Genomic DNA, 20,591 nt, shown 5'->3' with positions numbered 1-20,591 from the left:
GGAGGGTTACGGGGCTGACGTTTCACGTGAAACACCGGATCCCAGCCGATCGGACGTCCGCAGAGGTCAGACCGCCATCAGCGGCGCGGCGTCCTCGCGCCACTTGAGGACTTTGTCGAAGCTCACCACGGCCCCGCCCCGGCCCGGCTTGTTGCCGATGTGGACATGGTCGGCCAGCTCCTCGATGAGGCACAGCCCTCTGCCGTTCTCCGCGTCGGTGTGCGCGGGCCGGATCGGCGGGCGGGACCGGCCGGCCGAACCCGCGGGAAACCCTGGGCCCGCGTCGGCGACCTCGATCCGGCACTTCTCGCCGTCGAGGTACGCCGTGACCCGGTAGGCCTCCGAACCGGGGCCGCCCCGTGCTGTGTCCCCGCCGTGCTCCACGGCGTTCGCGCAGGCCTCGCTGAGGGCGACGGAGAGGTCGTAGGAGATGTCGGGGTCGACGCCCGCGGTCTCCATGGTGCCGATCAGAAGGCGCCTGGCGAGCGGCACGCTGGCAGCTTCGCGCCGCAGATGGAGTGACCACCAGATGCTCATGCTCCAGCCTCCCGGCCGCGGCTCGACATACCGTTACGTATTGCCCCGAGTCCCCGCATGTAAGCGTGAAGTTGACGTGACGCCGCCCATACGGCGGATGCGCCCCAGCTCTGATCGGTGTATGTGGGGGCGGGAGGGGTCAGAGAGTGACGTTCCGGTCGTAGGGCATCTTGCGGACCTGCCGCACGAGGCCCGGGTGGCCAGTGCGATGATGAGCCCGCCATGACTGCCCCCCACGCGCGCGCGACGCGCTCCGGACTCACGCTCCGGATCCTGCGGGCCGCGGTGTTCGCCGCGGTCTGTGTCGTGCTGGCCGGGGCAGGTCACGCGCTCGCCTCCTGCGACGGCATTCCGTTGTGGACGCTGGTCGCCGGGTTCCTCGGGGTGGTCGCCGTGGCGGCACCGTTCGCCGGGCGCGTGCGCTCGCTGCCGGGGATCGCGGCACTGCTCGCGGCCGGTCAGACGGTGTTGCACGCCCTGTTCGGACTCGGTCAGCACGGCACGGCCGCCGTCACATCGTCGGTGCCGGCGGGCACGAGCGACGCCACGCTGGTCCAGCAGGCCGCGCGGTTCGTGTGCGGCACGACGGCGGCGGCGATCAGCCCGGCGCAGGCGCACAAGATCCTCACCGAAGCCCGGATCCAGCCGGCCCCGGGCACGCACACGCATCTGCCGACGGACGCCGGGGCGTCGACCTCGCTGTGGCCGTCCCTGCCGATGCTGCTCGGCCACGTCCTCGCGGCCATCGCCGCCGGCTGGCTGTTGCGCCACGGCGACCTGGCCCTGCTGCGGCTCACCGAACTATCGGCGCAGGGAGTCACGGAAGGGGCGCTCGTGCGCTCCCTGCGGGCCGCGCTCGCGCTGGTGCGCGCCCTGCGCGCCGGGCTGCCGGGAGCCCCGGAGGCCTGTCCGCGCCCCGTGCAGGCCGCGCGGCCCGCGCCTGCGATGCCGCGCACGACCGCACTTCAGCACACGGTGATCCGGCGCGGCCCGCCGACCGCCACGGCTCGCGCATCCGCACTCGCCCTCGCCGCCTGACGCGACGCGACCACCACTCCGCCTTTTCGTACGATCCGGTTGATTCGGTTGATTCCGGATGCCTCGGACGGCTTGGAGGGGGGCCGCGGTCGTGCGGCCCGCGCGCGTGCGCGTATCCCTTCCCATCCGGACCGACTCACAGCGGAGTGCTCCTTCCATGAAGGCTTCCCGTATCGCCGCGGCCGGTGCCGCCGCCGGCATCACCGTTCTCGCCCTGTCCGTCCCCGCCTTCGCGCACGTCAGCGTGCAGCCCGAGGGCGCAGCCGCCAAGGGCGGCTACGCGGTCGTCGACTTCAAGGTCCCCAACGAGCGGGACGACGCCTCGACCACCAAGCTCGAGGTCAACTTCCCCACCGACCACCCGCTGGCCTCGGTGATGCCGGAGCCGATGCCCGGCTGGAAGATCGACGTCACCAAGTCCAAGCTGGACAAGCCGCTGGAGATGCACGGCGAGAAGATCTCCGAGGCCGTCACCAAGGTCACCTGGACCGCCGACGGCAAGGGCATCGAGCCCGGCTACTTCGAGAAGTTCCCGGTCTCGATCGGCCAACTTCCCGAGGACACCGACCAGCTGGTCTTCAAGGCCCTCCAGACGTACTCCAACAAGGAGATCGTCCGCTGGATCGAGGTACCGCAGGAGGGCCAGGAGGAGCCCGACAACCCGGCCCCGGTGCTGGAGCTGTCCGCCGCCTCCGACGACGGGCACCACGCCTCCTCGGGCGACGAGGCCTCCGGCGCCACGTCGGCGGAGAAGGCCTCCGCCGACACCGCCGCCGACACCACCTCCTCCGGCAGCACCGACACGACCGCCCGCGTCCTGGGCATCGTCGGCATCGTGGTCGGCGCGGCGGGCGTCGCCTACGGCGTGCTGGCCGGGCGTCGGCGCACCAACGCCTGACGCCGCTTCCGTTGCCGGCGCGCACCGGGTCACCCCCCCCCCGGGCGGAAACCCCGGTGCGCGCCGGGTCACCGACATCTGGGACATTTTCTATGCGCACCAAGACCTTCGCCGCGGCCGCTCTGCTCGCCGCGGCCTCCCTGACCCTGACCGCCTGCGGCAGCGGCAACGACAGCGACAAGCCGGTCGCCGTCGTGTCCGAGCAGGCCGGCAGCGACAAGGCCGCCACCGTTCTCGACAAGCCGTTCGAGAAGCCGGACCTGGTCCTCACCGACACGCAGGGCAAGAAGTACGACCTCCGCAAGGAGACCGAGGGCAAGCCCACGCTGATCTACTTCGGCTACACCCACTGCCCCGACGTCTGCCCGTCGACGATGAGCAACATCGCCGTGGCCAAGAAGCAGCTGCCCAAGGCCGAGCAGGACGAGATGCGTGTCGTGTTCGTCACCACCGACCCGGACCGCGACAAGCCGGCCGAGCTCGGCAAGTGGCTCAAGGGCATCGACCCGCAGTTCATCGGCCTCACCGGCGACTTCGCCACCATCCAGGCCGGAGCCCGCACCCTCGGCATCTCCATCGATCCGCCGCACAAGGACAAGAACGGCAAGATCATCTCCGAGCACGGCACCCAGGTCATCGCCTTCTCGCCGAAGACCGACGGCGGCTATGTGCTCTACGGCGAGGACGCCACCGTCGACGACTACACCAAGGACCTCCCCAAGATCGCCAAGGGAGAGAACCCGTGAGGCGGCGACTCGCACCTGCGGCCCTCGTCATAGCCGGGGCACTGGCCCTGGCGGGTTGCGGCGGCTCGGCCTCGGACTCCGGTTCCGGGAGCGGCAAGGCGGAACTCTCCGTGGGCTCCGCGTACATGCCGCAGCCCGTCTCCGACGAGATGGCGGCCGGCTTCTTCACCGTCACCAACAAGGGCGGTGCCGCCGACGAGCTGACCTCGGTCACCAGCGACGTCGCCGGGCAGGTCACCGTTCACGAGACCACCGGCGGGGCCATGCAGGAGGTCAAGGCCCTGAAGGTCCCCGCCCACGGCGAACTCGTGCTGAAGAGCGGCGGCAACCACCTGATGTTCGAGCAGCTGAAGCGCAAGCCGAAGGAAGGTCAGACGGTCTCCGTCGAGCTCCACTTCGCCCACTCCGGCCCGGTCAAGGTCGAGATGCCGGTGAAGTCGGCGACCTACAACCCGAAGACCGGACACTGAGGGAGGGACCACTGTGACGCAGACCATCGCCCCCCGTGTCCGGACTGTGGTGCTGCTGCTCCTGGCCGCGGCCTGCGCACTCCTGGCCGGAGCAGGTCCGGCCTCCGCGCACGCCGCGGTGACCGGCAGCGACCCCGCGCAGGGGGCGGTGGTCGACAAGGCACCGGCCCGGATCTCGCTCACCTTCTCCGAGCAGGTCGCGCTGTCCGACGACTCGTTGCGCGTGCTCGACCCCGAGGGCAAGCGCGTCGACGCGGGCGAACCGTCCGGTGTCAGCGGCACGACCTACGCCGTGCGGCTCCATTCCGGACTGCCCGACGGCACCTACACGGTCGCCTACCAGGTGGTGTCCGCGGACAGCCATCCCGTGGCCGGTGCCTACACCTTCTCCATCGGTGCCCCCTCCAAGACGTCCGTGTCGGTCTCCGGGCAGTCGACCGACGACGGCGTGGTCGGCTGGCTGTACGGCTTCGGGCGGTACGTGTCCTACGCCGGGTTCATCGTGATGGCCGGCGGCGCCGCCTTCGTACTCGCCTGCTGGCCGCGCGGCTCCGGGGTGCGGCCCGTGCAGCGATTCGTCGTCTCCGGGTGGCTCGCGCTGACCGCCGCCACCCTCGCCCTGCTGCTCCTGCGCGGCTCCTTCACCGGCTCCGGGAAGGTCGCCGACGTCTTCGACCTGTCCCTGCTCGGGCAGGTGCTCCAGACCAAGACCGGCGCGGCCCTGGTGTCCCGGCTGTTGCTGCTCGCCGCGGCGGCGCTGTTCATCGCCGTACTGTTCGGGGCGTACGACAAGCGGGAGGACCCCCAGGAGAAGCGCGACCTGACCTTCGGGCTCGCTATCGGCGGCGTCGTCGTGGCGGCCGGACTCGCCGCGAGCTGGGCGATGTCCGAGCACGCCTCGGTCGGGCTCCAGGCGGGCATCGCCATGCCGGTCGACGTCCTCCATCTGCTCGCCGTCGCCGCGTGGCTCGGCGGGCTGGGCGCGCTGCTGATCGCCCTGTACCGGGCACCGGCCGACGCGCCCGTCGACGCGACGGCCGTACGCCGCTTCTCCCGCGTCGCCTTCGGCAGCGTCGTCGCGCTGATCGCGACCGGGACGTACCAGTCCTGGCGCCAGCTCGGCTCCTGGTCGGCCTTCACCGACACGCGGTACGGACAACTGCTCCTCGCCAAGATCGCCCTCGTGGCGGTCCTGGTCGGCGTCGCGTGGATCTCGCGCCGGTGGACCGGGCGCCTGGCGGAAGCGGTGCCGGCATCGGCGGAGCGGGAGAAGGCGCGGGTCGGAGCAGGGGCCGATGCCTCCGGTGACGCTGCCGGTCCGGCCGAGCCCGCTGTGACCGGCAATGACGAGACCGGCACGGACCCAGAGGCCGCTGCCGACGCCGACACCGACACGGACACCGACGCCGACGCCGAGTCCGACGAGCAGCCTGATTCCGAGCCCGCCGACACCGAGCGGGCCGCGCAGCTCGCCCGGCAACGGGCCGCCCGGGACGCCGCCCGGCAGAAGCGGCTGCGGGACGCCGACCCGAACCGCTCCGGCCTGCGCCGCTCCGTGCTGACCGAGGCCGGCATCGCGGTCGTCCTGCTCGCCGTCACCACCGTCCTCACACAGACCGAGCCGGGACGCACGGAGCAGGAGGCCAAGGCCGCCACATCGTCCTCCGCGTCCACCGCGCCCGACACGAGCGGGTCCGGGGCACTGACCCTGAACATGCCCTTCGACACCGGCGGCCAGGACGGCAAGGGCATCGTCACGGTCGACCTCGACCCCGCACGCGTGGGCGACAACGAGATGCACGTCTACGTGGAGCGGCCAGGCGGCGGGGCCTTCGACATCCCCGAGGTCAAGGTCGACTTCACCCTCAAAGCCAAGGACATCGGGCCGCTGCCCGTCGTCCCCGACCACATCGCAACCGGACACTGGTCGGCGAACGGAGTGCAGATCCCCATGGCCGGCGACTGGAAGGTCGACGTGACCGTGCGGACCTCCGACATCGACGAGGTGACCGTCTCCAAGAACGCGCAGATCGGCTGAACCACCATGGCTGACCAGTCCATTCCGCAAGCCCGTACCCCCGGCACCGTGCCGGGGGAGACCGAAGCGGCCCCTGCCCAGGACGGCATCTCACGGCGCCGCCTGCTCGGCACCGCCGGTGCCACCGGGCTCGTCCTCGGCACGGCGGGCGCGGCCGTCGGATACGCCGCCGCCCCCTCCGACGCCGCCGCTCCGCTCACCTCGCTCGGCACCGACCGGGCGATGTTTCACGGGAAACATCAGCCCGGCATCACCGAGGGCCTCCAGGCCCGCGGCCACCTCGTCGCCTTCGACCTGGCGGCAGGCGCCGGCCGCAAGGAGGCCGCCGCCCTGCTGCGCCGCTGGTCGGAGACCGCCCGGCGGCTGATGGCGGGCGAGCCGAGCGCGCACGACGACACCGATGTGGCCCGCGACGCCGGACCCTCGTCGCTGACGATCACCTTCGGCTTCGGCCACAGCTTCTTCGGCAGGACCGGCCTGGAGCAGCAGCGGCCGACCGCCCTGGACCCGCTGCCCGAGTTCTCCTCCGACCACCTCGACAGGAACCGCAGCAACGGCGACCTGTGGGTGCAGGTCGGCGCCAACGACGCCCTCGTGGCCTTCCACGCCCTGCGCGCGATCCAGAAGGACGCGGGCCGGGCCGCCAAGGTGCGCTGGCAGATGAACGGCTTCAACCGCTCGCCGGGCGCGACCGCCCACCCCATGACGGCCCGCAACCTGATGGGGCAGATCGACGGCACCCGCAATCCGAAGCCGTCCGAGGCCGACTTCGACCAGCGGATCTTCGTGCCGGAGAAGGGCGAACCGGCCTGGATGGCGAACGGCTCCTACGCCGTCGTACGCCGTATCCGCATGCTCCTCGACGACTGGGAGAAGCTCTCCGTCAAGGCCCAGGAGGACGTGATAGGCCGCCGCAAGTCCGACGGGGCGGCGCTGTCCGGCGGCACCGAGACGACCGAGATGGACCTGGAGAAGACGGACTCCCGGGGCAACCTGGTCGTCCCGATCAACGCCCACGCCCGCATCACACGGCCCGACCAGAACGGTGGCGCGGCGATGCTCCGCCGCCCGTTCTCCTTCCACGACGGCATCGACCCGGACGGGGTCCCGGACGCGGGCCTGCTCTTCATCTGCTGGCAGGCCGATCCGCTGCGCGGCTTCGTGCCGGTGCAGCGCAAGCTCGACCGCGGCGACGCCCTGTCGCAGTTCATCCGGCACGAGTCGAGCGGGCTGTTCGCGGTGCCCGGTGGGGCCGCGGAGGGCGAGTACGTGGGACAGAAGTTGCTGGAGGGGTGAGAGTTGGTCTCTGGGCGGGCTTGTGGGGGATAGCGCTTCCGCGGGCCCACTAGGGTGAGGTCATGCCAGCGAGCTATGCGTATCTCGGCCCCGAGGGCACCTTCACCGAAGTCGCCCTGCGCACGCTTCCCGAGGCCGCCACCCGGGAGCTCATCCCGTACGTGTCCGTCCAGTCCGCGCTCGACGCGGTACGCGCCGGCGAGGCCGAGGCCGCGTTCGTGCCGATCGAGAACTCCGTCGAGGGCGGCATCACCACCACCCTCGACGAACTGGTCGCCGGCGCGCCGCTGATGATCTACCGCGAGGTGCTGCTGTCGATCACCTTCGCGCTGCTGGTCCGCCCCGGCACCAAGCTGTCGGACATCAAGACCGTCTCCGCCCACCCGGCCGCGCAGCCGCAGGTGCGCAACTGGCTGAAGAAGCACCTCCCGGACGCCCACTGGGAGTCGGCCGCCTCGAACGCGGACGCCGCCCGGCTGGTCCAGGAGGGTCAGTACGACGCCGCCTTCGCCGGCGAGTTCGCGGCCGCCCGCTACGGCCTGGAGGCCCTGGAGACCGGGATCCACGACGCGGAGAACGCCCAGACGCGGTTCGTGCTGGTCGGCCGGCCCGCCCGGCCCGCGGCGCCGACCGGCGCGGACAAGACCTCCGTCGTGCTGTGGCAGCGCGACGACCACCCCGGAGGCCTGCGCGATCTGCTGGGCGAGTTCGCCACGCGCGGCATCAACCTGATGCTGCTCCAGTCCCGGCCCACCGGCGCGGGCATCGGCAACTACTGCTTCTGCATCGACGCCGAGGGCCATATCTCCGACCGCCGGGTGGCCGAAGCCCTGATGGGCCTGAAGCGGATCTGCCTCCAGGTGCGTTATCTCGGCTCCTATCCGCGCGCGGACATGAAGCCGGGGGATGTCCAGCCGCCGCGGCTGGGGACGTCGGACGAGGAGTTCGTGGCGGCGGCGGACTGGGTGGCGCGGTGCCAGGACGGCCGGTTCTAGGCCGTCGTACCTGCTGATTGTCGTTATCCACAGAAGTTATCCACAGGCTTGGTTCTCGACCTGGGGACAAGTCGACAACGAAGTGTTGGTCAGTCGACAAATCGCCCTACAGGCACCTGATGCGTCCATCGGCGTGCAGGTCACCCTTCGTCTACCGTTTTCCCTTGCGTAACTCTTCGGGGTGACCCATTTCCACTCGAAAGTGAGGACAGGGCAGGTTTGCACCGGGAATTCTTCGGTGCGGCAGAGCCTTCCGGAGTGATCAATTCCGACGTCCACAGATCTTCCACACAGCCTGTGGATAACTTTTGGGCGGGTGTGGATCCCTGTGGACAACCGAGCCCCAAGTCCCGTTCCCCACAAGGGATTCGAGTCAACGTCGCGCCCTGCGGATGCCTCGTTCCGGGGAGAGGTGGTCGGTATATTGACACAGTGCGCAATTCCCCCATAACGGTATGTAAGCTACGCCCGGAATAGTGAGTCGTGGGCGGTCACCCCGCACCGGTAGCCTTGGGCGCGTGATTGACCTTCGCCTGCTCCGTGAGGACCCCGACCGTGTGCGCGCGTCGCAGCGCGCCCGTGGAGAGGACGTCGCGCTCGTCGACTCCCTCCTGTCTGCCGACGAGCGGCGCAGGTCGTCCGGCGTCCGCTTCGACGAGCTGCGCGCCGAGCAGAAGGCGCTCGGCAAGCTCATCCCCAAGGCTTCCGGAGACGAGAAGGCCGAGCTGCTGAAGAAGGCGGGCCAGCTCGCCGCCGACGTCAAGGCCGCCGACGCGGACCGCGACGCGGCCGCCACCGAGACCCAGGAGCTGCTCCTGAGGCTCGGCAACCTCGTCCACCCGGACGTGCCGGTGGGCGGCGAGGAGGACTTCGTCACGCTGGAGACGCACGGCACGATCCGCGACTTCACCGCCGAGGGCTTCGAGCCCAGGGACCACCTGGAGCTCGGCCAGATCCTCGGCGCGATCGACGTCGAGCGGGGCGCCAAGGTCTCCGGCTCGCGCTTCTACTTCCTGACGGGCGTCGGCGCCCTGCTGGAGCTGGCCCTGGTGAACGCGGCGATGGCCCAGGCCACCGCGGCCGGCTTCACGCCGATGCTGACCCCGGCCCTGGTCCGCCCCCAGTCCATGGCGGGCACCGGCTTCCTCGGCCAGGCCGCGCAGGACGTCTACCACCTCGCGGCCGACGACCTCTACCTGGTCGGCACGTCCGAGGTCCCGCTCGCCGCGTACCACATGGACGAGATCCTCGACGCCGAGAAGCTGCCGCTGCGCTACGCGGGCTTCTCGCCCTGCTTCCGCCGCGAGGCCGGCTCGCACGGCAAGGACACCCGGGGCATCTTCCGCGTGCACCAGTTCGACAAGGTCGAGATGTTCTCCTACGTCGCCCCGGAGGACTCGCAGGCCGAGCACCAGCGGCTGCTGGAGTGGGAGAAGCAGTGGCTGACCTCGCTGGAGCTGCCGTACCGCGTGATCGACGTGGCGAGCGCCGACCTTGGCGCCTCGGCGTCGCGCAAGTTCGACTGCGAGGCGTGGATCCCGACGCAGGGCAAGTACCGCGAGCTGACCTCGACCTCGGACTGCACCGAGTTCCAGTCCCGCCGCCTGTCGATCCGCGTCCGTGACGGCAAGCAGGTCCGCCCGCTGGCCACGCTCAACGGCACGCTGTGCGCCGTGCCGCGCACGATCGTGGCGATCCTGGAGAACCACCAGCAGGCCGACGGCTCGGTGCGGGTGCCCGAGGTGCTGCGTCCGTACCTGGGCGGCCGGGAGGTCCTGGAGCCGGTGGCCAAGTGACCACCACCGGTTTCCCGTACCAGCTGATCGCGACCGACCTCGACGGGACGCTGCTGCGTTCCGACGAGTCGGTGTCGCCCCGCACCCGTGACGCGCTCGCCGAGGCCGCCTCGGCAGGTGCCGCGCACATCGTCGTCACCGGCCGCGCGGTCCCGTGGACCCGGCACATCCTCGACGACCTCGGCTACCAGGGGCTGGCCGTCTGCGGCCAGGGCGCACAGGTGTACGACGCCGGCGCCCACCGGTTGCTGACGTCGGTGACGCTGGACCGGCAGCTGGCCGGAGTGGCGCTGGCCAAGATCGAGGCGGAGGTCGGCCCGCTGTACCTGGCGGCGAGCCGCGACGGCCTCGACGGCGAGGTGCTGGTGGGTCCCGGCTACGCGGCCCACGGCAATCTGCCCGCGACCCCGTTCACGGACGCGTCGGACCTGTGGAGCGCGCCCCTGAACAAGCTGTACATCCAGCACCCGACGCTCTCGGACGACGAGCTGTGCGAGGCGGCCACGCGCACCGCCGGCGGTTTCGTCACCGTCGTCATGGCGGGCGAGGGCATCGTCGAACTCCTGCCTCTGGGCCTGTCCAAGGCGACCGGCCTGTCCCTGGCGGCGCGTCGGCTCAAGGTGAAGGCGGCCGACACGATCGCCTTCGGCGACATGCCCAACGACATACCGATGTTCGCCTGGGCCTCCTACGGTGTGGCGATGGCGGACGCCCACGAGGAACTGAAGGCGGTGGCCGACGAGGTGACGTCCTCGAACGAGGAGGACGGGATCGCCGTGGTGCTCGAGCGGCTGCTGGGCTGAACCTTCAGTCCTCGCGCTTCCCTTGGGTATCGCGTTCGGCGGAGGATGCACGGATCGAACGTGCGCGGGCTTTCCAGCCCGACCATGACTCGCTCCTGATCAAACACAGCGCAAGCCAGTGCCTTGCCACTCGGCCAATCCTCCGGGTGGGCGGCCTCACGCGACGTGCGATTCGCGTGCTCGAAGCGGCCGCCCCGGGCAGCTCCCCGTGTGGGGCGGGCTCTACGGAGGGGTAGCGATTACTCCGGAGCCCGCCGCGGGCTGCCCTGAAGGGAGCTGGACGTACTGCCGTACATGGACATCGTCCGGCTCCTCTCCCAGAACGTGACGCCGGACTCGTCGTCCGGCAGGGACACGACTACTCTGCCTGCCGGGCGAAAAGGACGCCACCGATTAAATCGGCGGCCGGACGGGGGTCGGTCAGCGCTTGCGCCACCTGCGCCGCCGGGCCTTGCTGAAGAACCAGCCCGCAGGCGGCTCGTCCGACCGCCAGGGCTGCGGCTCCGGTTCCTCGCGGCGCCAGCGCGCGGCGAGCATCCGGGCGCGGGCGGACGGCTCGGAGGTCTCGGCGGAGCGTATGAAGTCGTCGTCCAGGACGAGGTCGTCCCAGGCGCCGTCTCCGGAGCCGGATCCCGACTGTCCGCGGTCGTCGTACTGAGCCCTCTCGGCCGCCATCCCCGTCCCCTTCCAGCCGTCCAACTTCCGTGCGACATCCCTGCGTTCCGTTCGCCCAGTGTGCCCTGACAGGGGTGAAGCCCCCGTCAAGGCCGGGGCACGTCACTCCTCGCCGGCGAGGGTCAGCGAGCGCAGCTTCTGACCGGCGTACCAGGTGGCCAGCACCGTGACGGCGACCAGCAGCACCGTCGCCGTGGTGAGGCCGACGTCCGAGGTCACCAGGTCGCCGCCGGACACCTTCTGGGCCACGGCCAGCGCCCACTGCTGGACGCTCAGCGTGCGGGCGCCCGGCACCAGGGAGCCGAACAGGGCCTCCCAGACCAGCGCGTAGACGAGCCCGAACACCACCGCGTGCCGGGAGACCGTGCCGAGCAGCAGGAACAGGGCCGCGTACGCGATGGAGGCGACCAGTGCGGCCACCGTGTAGGCGACGGCGATCTGCTGGCCGTTGCCGTTCAGGATGAAGCCCGCGATGAGCGTCGGCACCGCGGAGAACACCATCGTCACCGCGATCGCGACGATCAGCTTGGTGAAGATGATCGCCGGGCGTTTGATCGGCTTGGAGAGCAGGTACACCACCGAGCCGTCGTCGATCTCCGGCCCGATCGCGCCGGTTCCGGCGATGACGCCGATGATCGGCACCATCGTGGCGAGGGCGAGGCCGCCCAGCAGGTCCGCCGCCGTCTGGTCGTCCGCCCCGGCGAGGAAACGCACCACCACCGAGATGGCGATGAGCAGCAGCGGCAGGGCTCCGAGGATGAGGGCCCGGCGCCGGCCGAGCAGGGCCCGGTACGTGAGCCGGGCGACTGTGGGGTCGTACATCAGGGCCTCCTACGCCGCGACGAGGTACGAGAAGACGGACTCGAGGGACTCGTCGGACGGCGAGACCGTGAGCAGCCGGATGCCGTGGTCCCTGGCCACCCGCGGCAGCAGGGCCGTGAAGCGGCCGAAGTCGACGGCCTGGATGCGCAGCGCGCCCTCGGCGAGGTCGACCTCGATGCCGGACGTCGACGGGTCGGCGATCAGCGCGGCCGCGAGGGCGCGGTCGTCGCTGGAGCGCACCAGGTAGCGGTGCGGCCGGTCGGTCATCAGACGGCGGATCTTGCGGAAGTCACCGCTGGCGGCGTGCCGGCCGGCGACGACGACCTCGATGTGCCAGGCGAGTTGCTCGACCTCTTCGAGGATGTGGGACGAGAAAAGCACCGTGCGGCCCTCGTCGCCCATGCGGCGCAGCAGGTCCATGAGCTGCATGCGCTGGCGCGGGTCCATGCCGTTGAAGGGCTCGTCCAGCAGGAGCAGGGACGGGTCGTGGACCAGGGCCGAGGCCATCTTCACGCGCTGGCGCATGCCCTTGGAGTACGTCTGGATCTTGCGGTCCTGCGCGTACTCCATCTCGACCGTGGCGAGCGCCCGCTGGGCCGCCTTGGCGCCCAGGCCGTGCAGCTCGGCGTTGGCGAGGACGAACTCCTTCCCGGTGAGGAAGTCGTACATCGCCTCCCGCTCGGGGACGACGCCGATGTGCTTGTAGATCTGCTCGTTGCGCCACACGGCCTGGCCGTCGAGGGTGACCGTGCCGGTGGAGGGGGCCAGGAAGCCGCCCATCATGTTGATGAGGGTGGACTTTCCGGCGCCGTTGGGGCCCAGCAGACCCGTGACGCCGGGGCCGATGGTCATGGTGATGTCGTTGACGGCGACCACGTTGCCGAACCAGCGGGAGACGTGGTCGATGGAGAGCGTGGTCACAGTCCCACCTTCTTGTAGCGGCGCATCAGGAGGCCGTAGCTCGCCGCGATCAGGCCCAGGGCGACGAGGACGTAGACGACGCCCTCGGCGTTGCTCGGGCCCACCCCGCCGGGGAAGGCGGAGGTCGCGCCCAGGAACGCGGACTGCGCGCCGTCGATGAGCGTGATGGGCGAGAACAGCCCGATCCACGGCACGGCGGCGCTGCTGCCCTGGGCGTCGGCGATGGCCTGGAGGGTGGAGACCGCGCCGTAGGTGATGGTCAGTACGGCGATCACGGCCGCGATGCCGAAGCCGCGGCGCGGGGTGAAGGACGCGATGACCAGGCCGATGCCGGCGAAGAGCAGTGAGAGCAGTGCCACGGAGACGATTCCCTGTGCGAATCCCTTGGTCTGGTCGGCGAAGTCGAGCTTGGCCAGCAGCGCGCCCACATAGAGCACGAGCAGGGGAGCGGCCGTGAGGACGAACAGCGCCGAGGCCAGCGCCGCGAACTTGGCGCGGACGTAGTCGGCGATCTCGATGGGGCGCGAGAAGTACAGCGGAACGGTCTTGAAGCGCAGGTCGCGTGAGACGGACTGGGGTGCCTGCGAGGCGACGTACAGGCTGATGACCGCCTGCATGACGATCGCGTAGCGCGTGTAGTCCAGGGGCAGTTCCTTGGCCTTGGTGAAGACCGCGACGGCGACCATGATGGCCGCGGGCACGCACATCACCACGAACAGCAGCATCGGCAGCACCTTCGACTTCACCGAGCGGCCGAGGCCGTAGGAGCCGCGCAGGGACTGCGAGTACAGCGAGCGGCGGGCGTAGGCGCGGCCCAGGCGGGGGCCGTCGTAGTTGCGGTAGCCGATGTTGTGGATGCGGGTCTGGTCACCCGGCACCGGGGCTGCCCCCGTGGAGTGCTCAACCGCCATGGCCGACCGCCTCCTTCCGCTGCTCGTGCTGGTCACTGGTCGTGAAGACCTCGGAGATGTGGTGCCGGCGCTGCTCCATGCGCACCAGGCCGAGCCCGAGGTCCGCGATCACGTCCCGGACCAGGTCGTACGTCTCCTCGCCCTGCGCGGTGAGCAGCAGGACGTGGCCGGCGCCCGGCAGACCGCTGCCGTCCTGGACGCTCACCCCGCGCGCGTGCAGCGCATCGCGCACCGCGCGGGTGCCGTCCGGGTGCTCGTCGGTGTCGGTGACCTCGATCGCGAGGGTCGTCGTGATCTGCGTGAAGTCCGTGGTGGAGCTGGAGCGCAGGAGCTTGCCGCCGTCGATGACGACGACGTGGTCGCAGGTGCGCTCCAGTTCTCCCAGCAGGTGCGAGGTGACCAGGACCGAGATGCCGAAGTCGGTGTGGATCCGGCGGATCAGGCCGAGCATCTCGTCGCGGCCGACCGGATCGAGGCCGTTGGTCGGCTCGTCCAGGAAGACCAGCTGCGGGTCGTGGACGAGGGCCTGCGCGAGCTTCACGCGCTGCTTCATGCCGGTCGAGTAACCACCGATGGGGCGGTAGCGCTCCTCGTACAGACCGACGTGGCGCAGGGTGTCGGCCGTGCGCTCGCGGGCGGCGGTGGGCGGCAGGCCGGACATGCGCGCCATGTGGACGACGAACTCGGTGGCCGAGACGTCCGGCGGCAGGCAGTCGTGCTCGGGCATGTAGCCGACCCGCTCGCGGATGTCGGCGCCCTTGGTGGCGACGTCGAGGCCGAGCACTTCGGCACGGCCCTCGGTGGCGGGGGACAGACCCAGCAGGATCTTGATCAGTGTGGACTTGCCGGCTCCGTTGGCTCCGACGAGTCCGGTCACACCGGGCCCGACGTCCACGGAGAGCCGGTCAAGCGCGGTCACCCGGGGGAACCGCTTGCTCAGGCTTTCGGTCGCGATCACAGTCACCCTATGAAGGTAGGGGCCGTGCGCGTGACGGTCGTCACCCCCCAGAGCTGTCTTCGGGTCAGCCCTGAGTATTACGTGCCCCTAGGGGAGCTGGTTCTCGAGAGTTACCACGCCCGGGGAGCCTCTATTGACGAACTCTCTAACAACTGCCAGATTCGCCGGATGACGTTGCTCACGGGCGCGCGGGAGCGCTGGGTGCGGACCGGCGAAGTCGAGCTGTGTGTGGCCGAGCTGGGCGATCCGGGGCGTCCGACGGTCGTCCTGGTGCACGGCTACCCCGACAGCAAGGAGGTGTGGTCCGAGGTCGCCGCGCGTCTCGCCGGGCAGTTCCACGTGGTGGCGTACGACGTCCGCGGCCACGGGCGGTCCACGGCGCCACGGCCGCTGCGGGGCGGGTTCACGCTGGAGAAGCTGACGGACGACTTCCTGGCCGTCGCGGACGCGGTCAGCCCGGATCGGCCGGTGCATCTCGTCGGGCACGACTGGGGCTCGGTGCAGGCCTGGGAGTTCACCACCGTCCGGCGCACCGAGGGCCGCATCGCCTCCTTCACGTCGATGTCCGGGCCCTCCCTGGACCACTTCGGCCACTGGATCGACAGCCGTGTGAAGCGGCCCACCCCGCGCCGGATCGGCCAGCTCCTCGGGCAGGGCGCCCGGTCCTGGTACGTGTACCTGCTGCACACGCCCGTGCTGCCCGAGCTGGCCTGGCGCGGCCCGCTCGGCAAGCGGTGGCCCCGGGTCCTGGAGCGCGTCGAGAAGGTGCCCCGGGGTGGTTACCCGACCTCGTCCCTGCCGTCGGACGCGGCCCACGGGGCCTGGCTGTACCGGGACAACGTCCGTCCCCGACTGCGCAGGCCACGCCCGGACGCGTACGCGCACGCGCCCGTGCAGATCGTGACACCGTTGGAGGACCGGTTCCTGTCCGAGCGGCTCCACGATGACCTCGATCAGTGGGTTCCGCAGCTGACCCGCAGGACCGTTCAGGCGGGGCACTGGATCCCACGCACCCGTCCGGATCAGCTGGCTTCGTGGATCGAGGAGTTCGTGACGTCCGTGGAGAGCGGCCGGTCCCCCGGGCCGGCAGGCGGCAAGCACGCCCAGCGGTTCGGCGGGCAGCTCGTGCTGGTCACCGGGGCGGGCAGCGGCATCGGGCGGGCGACGGCGCTGGCGTTCGCCGAGGCCGGCGCGCGCGTGGTCGCCGTCGACCGGAACCCTCAGGCGGCGGCCCGCACCGCCGAGTCGTCCCGCCGGGCGGGCGCTCCAGCGGCCTGGGCGGAGACGGTCGACGTCTCCGACGAGCAGGCCATGGAGAAGCTCGCCGAGAAGGTCACCACCGAGTACGGCGTGGTGGACGTCCTCGTGAACAACGCCGGGATCGGACTGTCCGGCTCCTTCTTCGACACGACGCCGGAGGACTGGAGGAAGGTCCTCGACGTCAACCTCTGGGGTGTCATCCACGGCTGCCGGCTCTTCGGCCGGCGGATGTCCGAGCGCGGGCAGGGGGGCCACATCGTCAACGTGGCCTCGGCGGCGGCCTACCAGCCCTCCCGGGCGCTGCCCGCCTACAGCACCTCCAAGGCGGCCGTGCTGATGCTCAGCGAGTGCCTGCGCGCGGAGCTCGCCGGGCAGGGCATCGGTGTGACCGCGGTCTGCCCCGGCTTCGTCAACACCGCCATCACCTCCACGGCGCACTTCGCCGGGGTCGACGCCAGGGAGGAGAAGCGGCTCCAGCAGCGCGCCGCCCGCCTGTACGGGCTGCGGAACTACCCGCCGGAGAAGGTCGCCGCCGCGATCCTGCGGGCGGTGGTGCGCAACGAGGCGGTGGCCCCGGTCACGCCGGAGGCGCGGGGTGCGCGCTGGCTGTCGCGGTTCGCGCCGGGGGCACTGCGGGGGATCGCACGGATGAAGCCGCCGATGTGACCTCAAGTCGCCCAGAGGGAGGGCCAGTTGTCCACAGACTGGCCAATTCCCCTGTGGATAACATCACTTGGCTGTGGATCAAACCTTCAAGGTAAAACTCGATCGCGTGATTCAGGTCTCTCCCGCACCCTGATGGGATGGACGAAAGACGCACCGTCAAGGTGTCGAAGTACCTCTCGAAGCATCTGCGGCATCAACCGGAACGGATCGGGCTCACGCTCGACGAGGGTGGCTGGGTCGAGATCGACACACTGATCGCCGCAGCCACCGCCCATGGCTTCCGGTTCACCCGTTCCGAGCTGGACCACGTCGTCGCCACCAACGACAAGCGGCGTTTCGCCGTCGAGGGCACCCGGATCCGTGCCAGCCAGGGCCACAGCGTCGCGGTCGACCTCGGGCTGCCGACGGCGACTCCGCCCGCGTACCTCTACCACGGCACCGTCGCCCGCAACCTGGACGCGATCCGGGCCGAGGGGCTCAGGCCGATGGACCGGCATGCCGTGCACCTCTCGTCCGACCGCGAGACGGCGACCCGCGTCGGTGCCCGCCGTGGCCGGCCGGTCGTGCTGGCCGTGGACGCGGGCGCGATGCACCGCGACGGTCATGTCTTCCAAGTGAGCGCGAACGGCGTGTGGCTCACCCAGGCCGTACCGCCGCGCTATCTGCGCTTTCCCGAGCCTCACTGACGCGCTGTGCGGGACGAGCGACTCACGGTGAGTGTTTCACGTGAAACACGGGCCACTCGCCGCGCTCCCTTAGGCTCGATGCCATGAGTCTGCGTCTGAGCACCGTGATCCTCCCCTACCGTCGCTGGCAGGAAGGCGGCCGTGCGGCCTGGACGCGTGCCGAGCAGCTCGGCTTCCACACCGCGTACACCTACGACCATCTGTCGTGGCGCAGCTTCCGGGACGGCCCCTGGTTCGGTGCCGTACCGACCCTCACCGCCGCCGCGACCATCACCGACCAGCTGCGGCTGGGCACGCTGGTGACCTCGCCGAACTTCCGGCACCCGGTGACGCTCGCCAAGGAGCTGATCTCCCTCGACGACATCTCCGGCGGGCGGGTCACGCTGGGCATCGGCGCGGGCGGCTCGGGCTTCGACGCCACCGCGCTCGGCCAGGAGCCGTGGACCCCGCGGGAGCGCGCCGACCGCTTCGCCGAGTTCGTCCCGCTGCTCGACCGGCTGCTCAGCGAGGACGCGGTGTCGTACGAGGGCGACTTCTACTCGGCACACGAGGCACGGAACATCCCCGGCTGTGTGCAGCGCCCCAGACTGCCGTTCGCGGTGGCTGCGACCGGGCCGCGCGGGATGCGGCTCGCCGCCCGGTACGGGCAGGCGTGGGTGACCACCGGCGACCCCAAGCTGTACGAGAACGGCACTCCTGAACAGTCGGTTCAGGCCATTCGCGGGCAGGCGGAGAAACTCGCCGACATCTGCGCCGAGATCGGCCGGGACATGACCGACCTCGACAAGGTCCTGCTCACCGGATTCACCCCGGACCGCGGAGGACCGCTCCAGTCCCTGGACGCCTTCGTCGACTTCGCCGGCCGGCACATGGAGCTGGGCTTCACGGACATCGTGGTCCACTGGCCCATCCCCGACTCGCCCTTCGCGGCGGACGAGAAGGCCTTCGAGCAGATCGCCATGGAGGCGCCGGCGCAGTTGCGCTGAGAGGCGCCCTCGGGAAGTTCCTGGTGAGGGCGGTATCCACTCACCTGTGCGGACTCCCGCACGCCCGTGCAGGCATATGCGGGACAATGGCCGGGTGACCTCAGCGACCCGACAGCCCGAGACCGCGGCCGAGACCGTCCCGCCGCGGCTGATCGCCACCGACCTCGACGGCACGCTGCTGCGCGACGACAAGTCGGTGTCCCCCCGCACGGTGGCCGCCCTGGCAGCCGCCGAGGAGGCGGGCATCGAGGTCTTCTTCGTCACCGGCCGCCCGGCCCGCTGGATGGATGTCGTCAGCGACCACGTGCACGGCCACGGCCTGGCGATCTGCGGCAACGGCGCCGCCGTGGTCGACCTGCACGGCGGCCCCGGTGCCCACCGGTTCGTGAAGGTCCGGGAGCTGGAGCGGGCGAACGCGCTGGACGCCGTACGGCTGCTGCGTGACGCGGCTCCGGGCACGGTGTACGCGGTGGAGCAGACGTACGGCTTCTACCAGGAACCGGCCTATCCGAAGCTGCACATGGAGATCCCCGACAGCCTCGCCCCGGCGGAGGAACTGCTGTCGCCGGACCACCGCGCGGCCGCGGAGCCGGTGCTGAAGATCCTGGCGTACCACCCGGAGATGGACCCGGACGCCTTCCTGACCCTGGCCCGGCTCGCCATCGGCGACCGCGCCAACGTCACCCGTTCCAGCCCCAGTGCCCTGCTCGAGATCAGCGGCCCCGGGGTGTCCAAGGCCAGCACGCTCGCCCTGTGCTGTGCCGAGCGCGGCATCTCGCACGAGCAGGTCGTCGCCTTCGGTGACATGCCGAACGACGTCGAGATGCTGACCTGGGCGGGCCGGTCCTACGCGATGGGCAACGCCCACCCGGACGTGATCGCCGCGGCCTCGGGACGGACGGTCGCGAACAACGAGGACGGCGTGGCGGTCGTGATCGAGCAGTTGCTGACGGAACTGCCATAGGTGTCGCGGTTGTAGGTGTGGCGGCTGTGCGGCTGCGGCTCTCGCCGGGGTCAGAGCAGCACCCCGCGAGCCGTCAGCCATGACACCGGATTCACGGACGAGCCCATCTCCGGCGTGACCCTGGTCTCGAAGTGCAGGTGCGGTCCGGTGGAGTTGCCCGTGGTGCCCGACTGGCCGATCCACTGGCCGGGGGTGACGTGCTCCCCCTGGTCGACCGCGACGGACGCGAGATGGGCGTACTGCGTGTAGTAGCCGCCCGCGTGCTCGAGCACGATCTCGATGCCGAAGGCACCCCCGCAGGACACCTTCACCACCCGGCCCGCACCCACGGCCCGCACCGGCGTGCCGATCGGCACGGCGAAGTCCTGCCCGGTGTGCCGGTTCGACCACCGCGCACCGCCGCTGCCGTACGACGCGGACAACTCGTACGTCTCCACGGGCGCGACCCAGGCACTGGTGAACCCCGTCTCCGGCTGGTCGAGCCGCACGGCCCCACGGCACGCTCCGGCGGCGACCGAGGCGTCCGCCTGGCCCTGGAGCCGCGAGCGTGCCGTTTCCAGCTTCTGCTCGATGTCCGCCTTGAGACCGGCGAGTTGCGTGTTCCGCTTCTCCAGCGCCTGCCAGTGGGCCGCGGCCTTGGCCTCGTCGGCGGCGAGCCGTGCCTCGGCCCGGCGGCTCTTGGAGATCGCGTTGTTCACGGCGAGGTTCGTCTGCGAGAAGGCGTGCTGGCCTCGCATCAGGTCGTCGGGGCCGTCGGCGAGGAACATCTGCGCGGCCACCGGCAGCCCACCGCTGGAGCGGTACTGGGCACGGGCGATCCTGCCCAGGTCCTCGTGCAGGGCCGCGATGTGCCGCCGCTGACCCTCCAGGAGTTCTTCGGCCCGCTGGGCTCTGGCCCGTTGCTCCTCGGCCTCTCGGCGCCCCGCCTCGTACGCCTGCGTCGCCGCCGCGGCCTCCTCGTACAGCCGCGCCACCTCGGCACTGAGTCCCGAGTCCCCGCCGGTGCCGCTCCCGGGTTCCTTGTGCGCCGCGGTCGGCCGGGCCGCGAGAACCGCCAGCGCACACAGCAGAACCGGAACGAGCAGCCGAAGACGGCGATATGAGCGCATGTCAGTGATCGTCGCG

The 20,591-nt window shown here is 70.7% G+C and carries 20 protein-coding genes and 1 tRNA gene; 13 read left to right on the top strand and 8 right to left on the bottom strand.

Going from position 1 to position 20,591, the window contains the following annotated elements:
* Window positions 1-66 precede the first annotated feature (66 nt).
* Window positions 67-537 (bottom strand): ATP-binding protein, encoded by a 471-nt coding sequence (locus GTY47_RS18210; RefSeq protein ID WP_010032889.1) that lies wholly within the window; start codon window positions 535-537, stop codon window positions 67-69.
* A 222-nt stretch (window positions 538-759) separates the two neighbouring features.
* Between GTY47_RS18210 and GTY47_RS18205 the strand changes: the two genes are divergently transcribed.
* From GTY47_RS18205 to GTY47_RS18165, 9 genes are all read left to right on the top strand, one after another.
* On the top strand, window positions 760-1,575 hold the full coding sequence (locus tag GTY47_RS18205) for a hypothetical protein (protein ID WP_010032887.1): 816 nt from the start codon (window positions 760-762) through the stop codon (window positions 1,573-1,575).
* Between the two features lie 157 nt (window positions 1,576-1,732).
* Window positions 1,733-2,473, top strand: a complete 741-nt coding sequence (locus GTY47_RS18200; RefSeq protein ID WP_010032886.1) for a YcnI family protein — start codon at window positions 1,733-1,735, stop codon at window positions 2,471-2,473.
* A gap of 92 nt (window positions 2,474-2,565) precedes the next feature.
* Window positions 2,566-3,219, top strand: a complete 654-nt coding sequence (locus GTY47_RS18195) for an SCO family protein (RefSeq protein WP_010032885.1) — start codon at window positions 2,566-2,568, stop codon at window positions 3,217-3,219.
* A complete protein-coding gene (locus GTY47_RS18190; RefSeq protein ID WP_010032883.1) occupies window positions 3,216-3,689 on the top strand; it encodes a copper chaperone PCu(A)C in 474 nt (157 codons plus the stop codon). The genes GTY47_RS18195 and GTY47_RS18190 overlap by 4 nt, the downstream gene beginning before the upstream one ends.
* Window positions 3,690-3,702: 13 nt before the next feature.
* Window positions 3,703-5,727 (top strand): copper resistance protein CopC, encoded by a 2,025-nt coding sequence (locus GTY47_RS18185; RefSeq protein WP_010032880.1) that lies wholly within the window; start codon window positions 3,703-3,705, stop codon window positions 5,725-5,727.
* Window positions 5,728-5,733: 6 nt separating this feature from the next.
* Window positions 5,734-7,023: an iron uptake transporter deferrochelatase/peroxidase subunit gene (gene efeB, locus GTY47_RS18180; RefSeq protein WP_010032875.1), complete on the top strand. Its 1,290-nt coding sequence runs from the start codon at window positions 5,734-5,736 to the stop codon at window positions 7,021-7,023.
* 62 nt (window positions 7,024-7,085) lie between these two features.
* Entirely contained in the window at window positions 7,086-8,018 is a 933-nt protein-coding gene (gene pheA / locus GTY47_RS18175) for a prephenate dehydratase (RefSeq protein ID WP_010032872.1), read from the top strand.
* A 518-nt stretch (window positions 8,019-8,536) separates the two neighbouring features.
* Window positions 8,537-9,814 (top strand): serine--tRNA ligase, encoded by a 1,278-nt coding sequence (gene serS, locus GTY47_RS18170; protein ID WP_010032869.1) that lies wholly within the window; start codon window positions 8,537-8,539, stop codon window positions 9,812-9,814.
* Entirely contained in the window at window positions 9,811-10,617 is an 807-nt protein-coding gene (locus GTY47_RS18165) for an HAD family hydrolase (protein ID WP_010032868.1), read from the top strand. Before serS ends, GTY47_RS18165 begins: the two co-directional genes overlap by 4 nt.
* Before the next feature lie 39 nt (window positions 10,618-10,656).
* Here GTY47_RS18165 and GTY47_RS18160 read toward each other — a convergent pair.
* The 6 genes from GTY47_RS18160 to GTY47_RS18135 form a co-directional block, all read right to left on the bottom strand.
* Window positions 10,657-10,761: transfer RNA gene (locus GTY47_RS18160), tRNA-OTHER, on the bottom strand.
* A 276-nt stretch (window positions 10,762-11,037) separates the two neighbouring features.
* The gene (locus GTY47_RS18155; protein WP_010032866.1) at window positions 11,038-11,292 is read right to left on the bottom strand and encodes a hypothetical protein; all 255 of its coding nucleotides are present in this window, start codon (window positions 11,290-11,292) and stop codon (window positions 11,038-11,040) included.
* A gap of 102 nt (window positions 11,293-11,394) precedes the next feature.
* The gene (locus GTY47_RS18150) at window positions 11,395-12,114 is read right to left on the bottom strand and encodes an ABC transporter permease subunit (RefSeq protein WP_010032865.1); all 720 of its coding nucleotides are present in this window, start codon (window positions 12,112-12,114) and stop codon (window positions 11,395-11,397) included.
* A 9-nt stretch (window positions 12,115-12,123) separates the two neighbouring features.
* Window positions 12,124-13,035: an ABC transporter ATP-binding protein gene (locus tag GTY47_RS18145; RefSeq protein WP_010032863.1), complete on the bottom strand. Its 912-nt coding sequence runs from the start codon at window positions 13,033-13,035 to the stop codon at window positions 12,124-12,126.
* Window positions 13,032-13,946, bottom strand: coding sequence for a membrane protein (locus GTY47_RS18140; RefSeq protein WP_010032860.1), 915 nt, complete (start codon window positions 13,944-13,946; stop codon window positions 13,032-13,034). The genes GTY47_RS18145 and GTY47_RS18140 overlap by 4 nt, the downstream gene beginning before the upstream one ends.
* Window positions 13,936-14,904 carry an ABC transporter ATP-binding protein gene (locus GTY47_RS18135; protein ID WP_010032859.1) on the bottom strand — a complete coding sequence of 323 codons (969 nt, stop codon included), beginning with the start codon at window positions 14,902-14,904 and terminating at the stop codon, window positions 13,936-13,938. The genes GTY47_RS18140 and GTY47_RS18135 overlap by 11 nt, the downstream gene beginning before the upstream one ends.
* A 168-nt stretch (window positions 14,905-15,072) precedes the next feature.
* Here GTY47_RS18135 and GTY47_RS18130 point away from each other — a divergent pair, with 168 nt between their 5' ends.
* The 4 genes from GTY47_RS18130 to GTY47_RS18115 all read left to right on the top strand — a co-directional run bounded on the left by GTY47_RS18130 (window position 15,073) and on the right by GTY47_RS18115 (window position 19,466).
* Window positions 15,073-16,830: an SDR family oxidoreductase gene (locus GTY47_RS18130; RefSeq protein ID WP_010032858.1), complete on the top strand. Its 1,758-nt coding sequence runs from the start codon at window positions 15,073-15,075 to the stop codon at window positions 16,828-16,830.
* Window positions 16,831-16,967: 137 nt separating this feature from the next.
* A complete protein-coding gene (locus GTY47_RS18125) occupies window positions 16,968-17,516 on the top strand; it encodes an RNA 2'-phosphotransferase (protein WP_010032857.1) in 549 nt (182 codons plus the stop codon).
* 83 nt (window positions 17,517-17,599) lie between these two features.
* Window positions 17,600-18,502 (top strand): LLM class flavin-dependent oxidoreductase, encoded by a 903-nt coding sequence (locus GTY47_RS18120; protein WP_010032856.1) that lies wholly within the window; start codon window positions 17,600-17,602, stop codon window positions 18,500-18,502.
* Window positions 18,503-18,578: 76 nt separating this feature from the next.
* Complete coding sequence (locus tag GTY47_RS18115) at window positions 18,579-19,466, top strand: Cof-type HAD-IIB family hydrolase (RefSeq protein WP_010032855.1); 888 nt, start codon at window positions 18,579-18,581, stop codon at window positions 19,464-19,466.
* A 50-nt stretch (window positions 19,467-19,516) separates the two neighbouring features.
* Here the strand turns inward: GTY47_RS18115 and GTY47_RS18110 are convergent, their stop codons facing one another.
* Window positions 19,517-20,575 (bottom strand): M23 family metallopeptidase, encoded by a 1,059-nt coding sequence (locus GTY47_RS18110; RefSeq protein ID WP_010032854.1) that lies wholly within the window; start codon window positions 20,573-20,575, stop codon window positions 19,517-19,519.
* Window positions 20,576-20,591: the final 16 nt, after the last annotated feature.

It is taken from the genome of Streptomyces sp. SID5464 (genome assembly GCF_009862985.1).
GTDB lineage: Bacteria > Actinomycetota > Actinomycetes > Streptomycetales > Streptomycetaceae > Streptomyces > Streptomyces chartreusis_D.
The sequence above is the reverse complement of the archived record's forward strand: the minus strand, read 5'-3'. Positions and strand labels throughout refer to the sequence as shown.

Bases quoted from the DNA above. Each gene is read 5' to 3' on its own strand.
- efeB (WP_010032875.1), top strand. From the start codon at position 5,734: ATGGCTGACCAGTCCATTCCGCAAGCCCGTACCCCCGGCACCGTGCCG.
- GTY47_RS18130 (WP_010032858.1), top strand. From the start codon at position 15,073: ATGACGTTGCTCACGGGCGCGCGGGAGCGCTGGGTGCGGACCGGCGAA.
- GTY47_RS18195 (WP_010032885.1), top strand. From the start codon at position 2,566: ATGCGCACCAAGACCTTCGCCGCGGCCGCTCTGCTCGCCGCGGCCTCC.
- GTY47_RS18140 (WP_010032860.1), bottom strand. From the start codon at position 13,946: ATGGCGGTTGAGCACTCCACGGGGGCAGCCCCGGTGCCGGGTGACCAG.
- GTY47_RS18110 (WP_010032854.1), bottom strand. From the start codon at position 20,575: ATGCGCTCATATCGCCGTCTTCGGCTGCTCGTTCCGGTTCTGCTGTGT.
- GTY47_RS18200 (WP_010032886.1), top strand. From the start codon at position 1,733: ATGAAGGCTTCCCGTATCGCCGCGGCCGGTGCCGCCGCCGGCATCACC.
- pheA (WP_010032872.1), top strand. From the start codon at position 7,086: ATGCCAGCGAGCTATGCGTATCTCGGCCCCGAGGGCACCTTCACCGAA.
- GTY47_RS18120 (WP_010032856.1), top strand. From the start codon at position 17,600: ATGAGTCTGCGTCTGAGCACCGTGATCCTCCCCTACCGTCGCTGGCAG.
- GTY47_RS18205 (WP_010032887.1), top strand. From the start codon at position 760: ATGACTGCCCCCCACGCGCGCGCGACGCGCTCCGGACTCACGCTCCGG.
- GTY47_RS18150 (WP_010032865.1), bottom strand. From the start codon at position 12,114: ATGTACGACCCCACAGTCGCCCGGCTCACGTACCGGGCCCTGCTCGGC.
- GTY47_RS18125 (WP_010032857.1), top strand. From the start codon at position 16,968: ATGGACGAAAGACGCACCGTCAAGGTGTCGAAGTACCTCTCGAAGCAT.
- GTY47_RS18155 (WP_010032866.1), bottom strand. From the start codon at position 11,292: ATGGCGGCCGAGAGGGCTCAGTACGACGACCGCGGACAGTCGGGATCC.
- GTY47_RS18210 (WP_010032889.1), bottom strand. From the start codon at position 537: ATGAGCATCTGGTGGTCACTCCATCTGCGGCGCGAAGCTGCCAGCGTG.
- GTY47_RS18115 (WP_010032855.1), top strand. From the start codon at position 18,579: ATGCGGGACAATGGCCGGGTGACCTCAGCGACCCGACAGCCCGAGACC.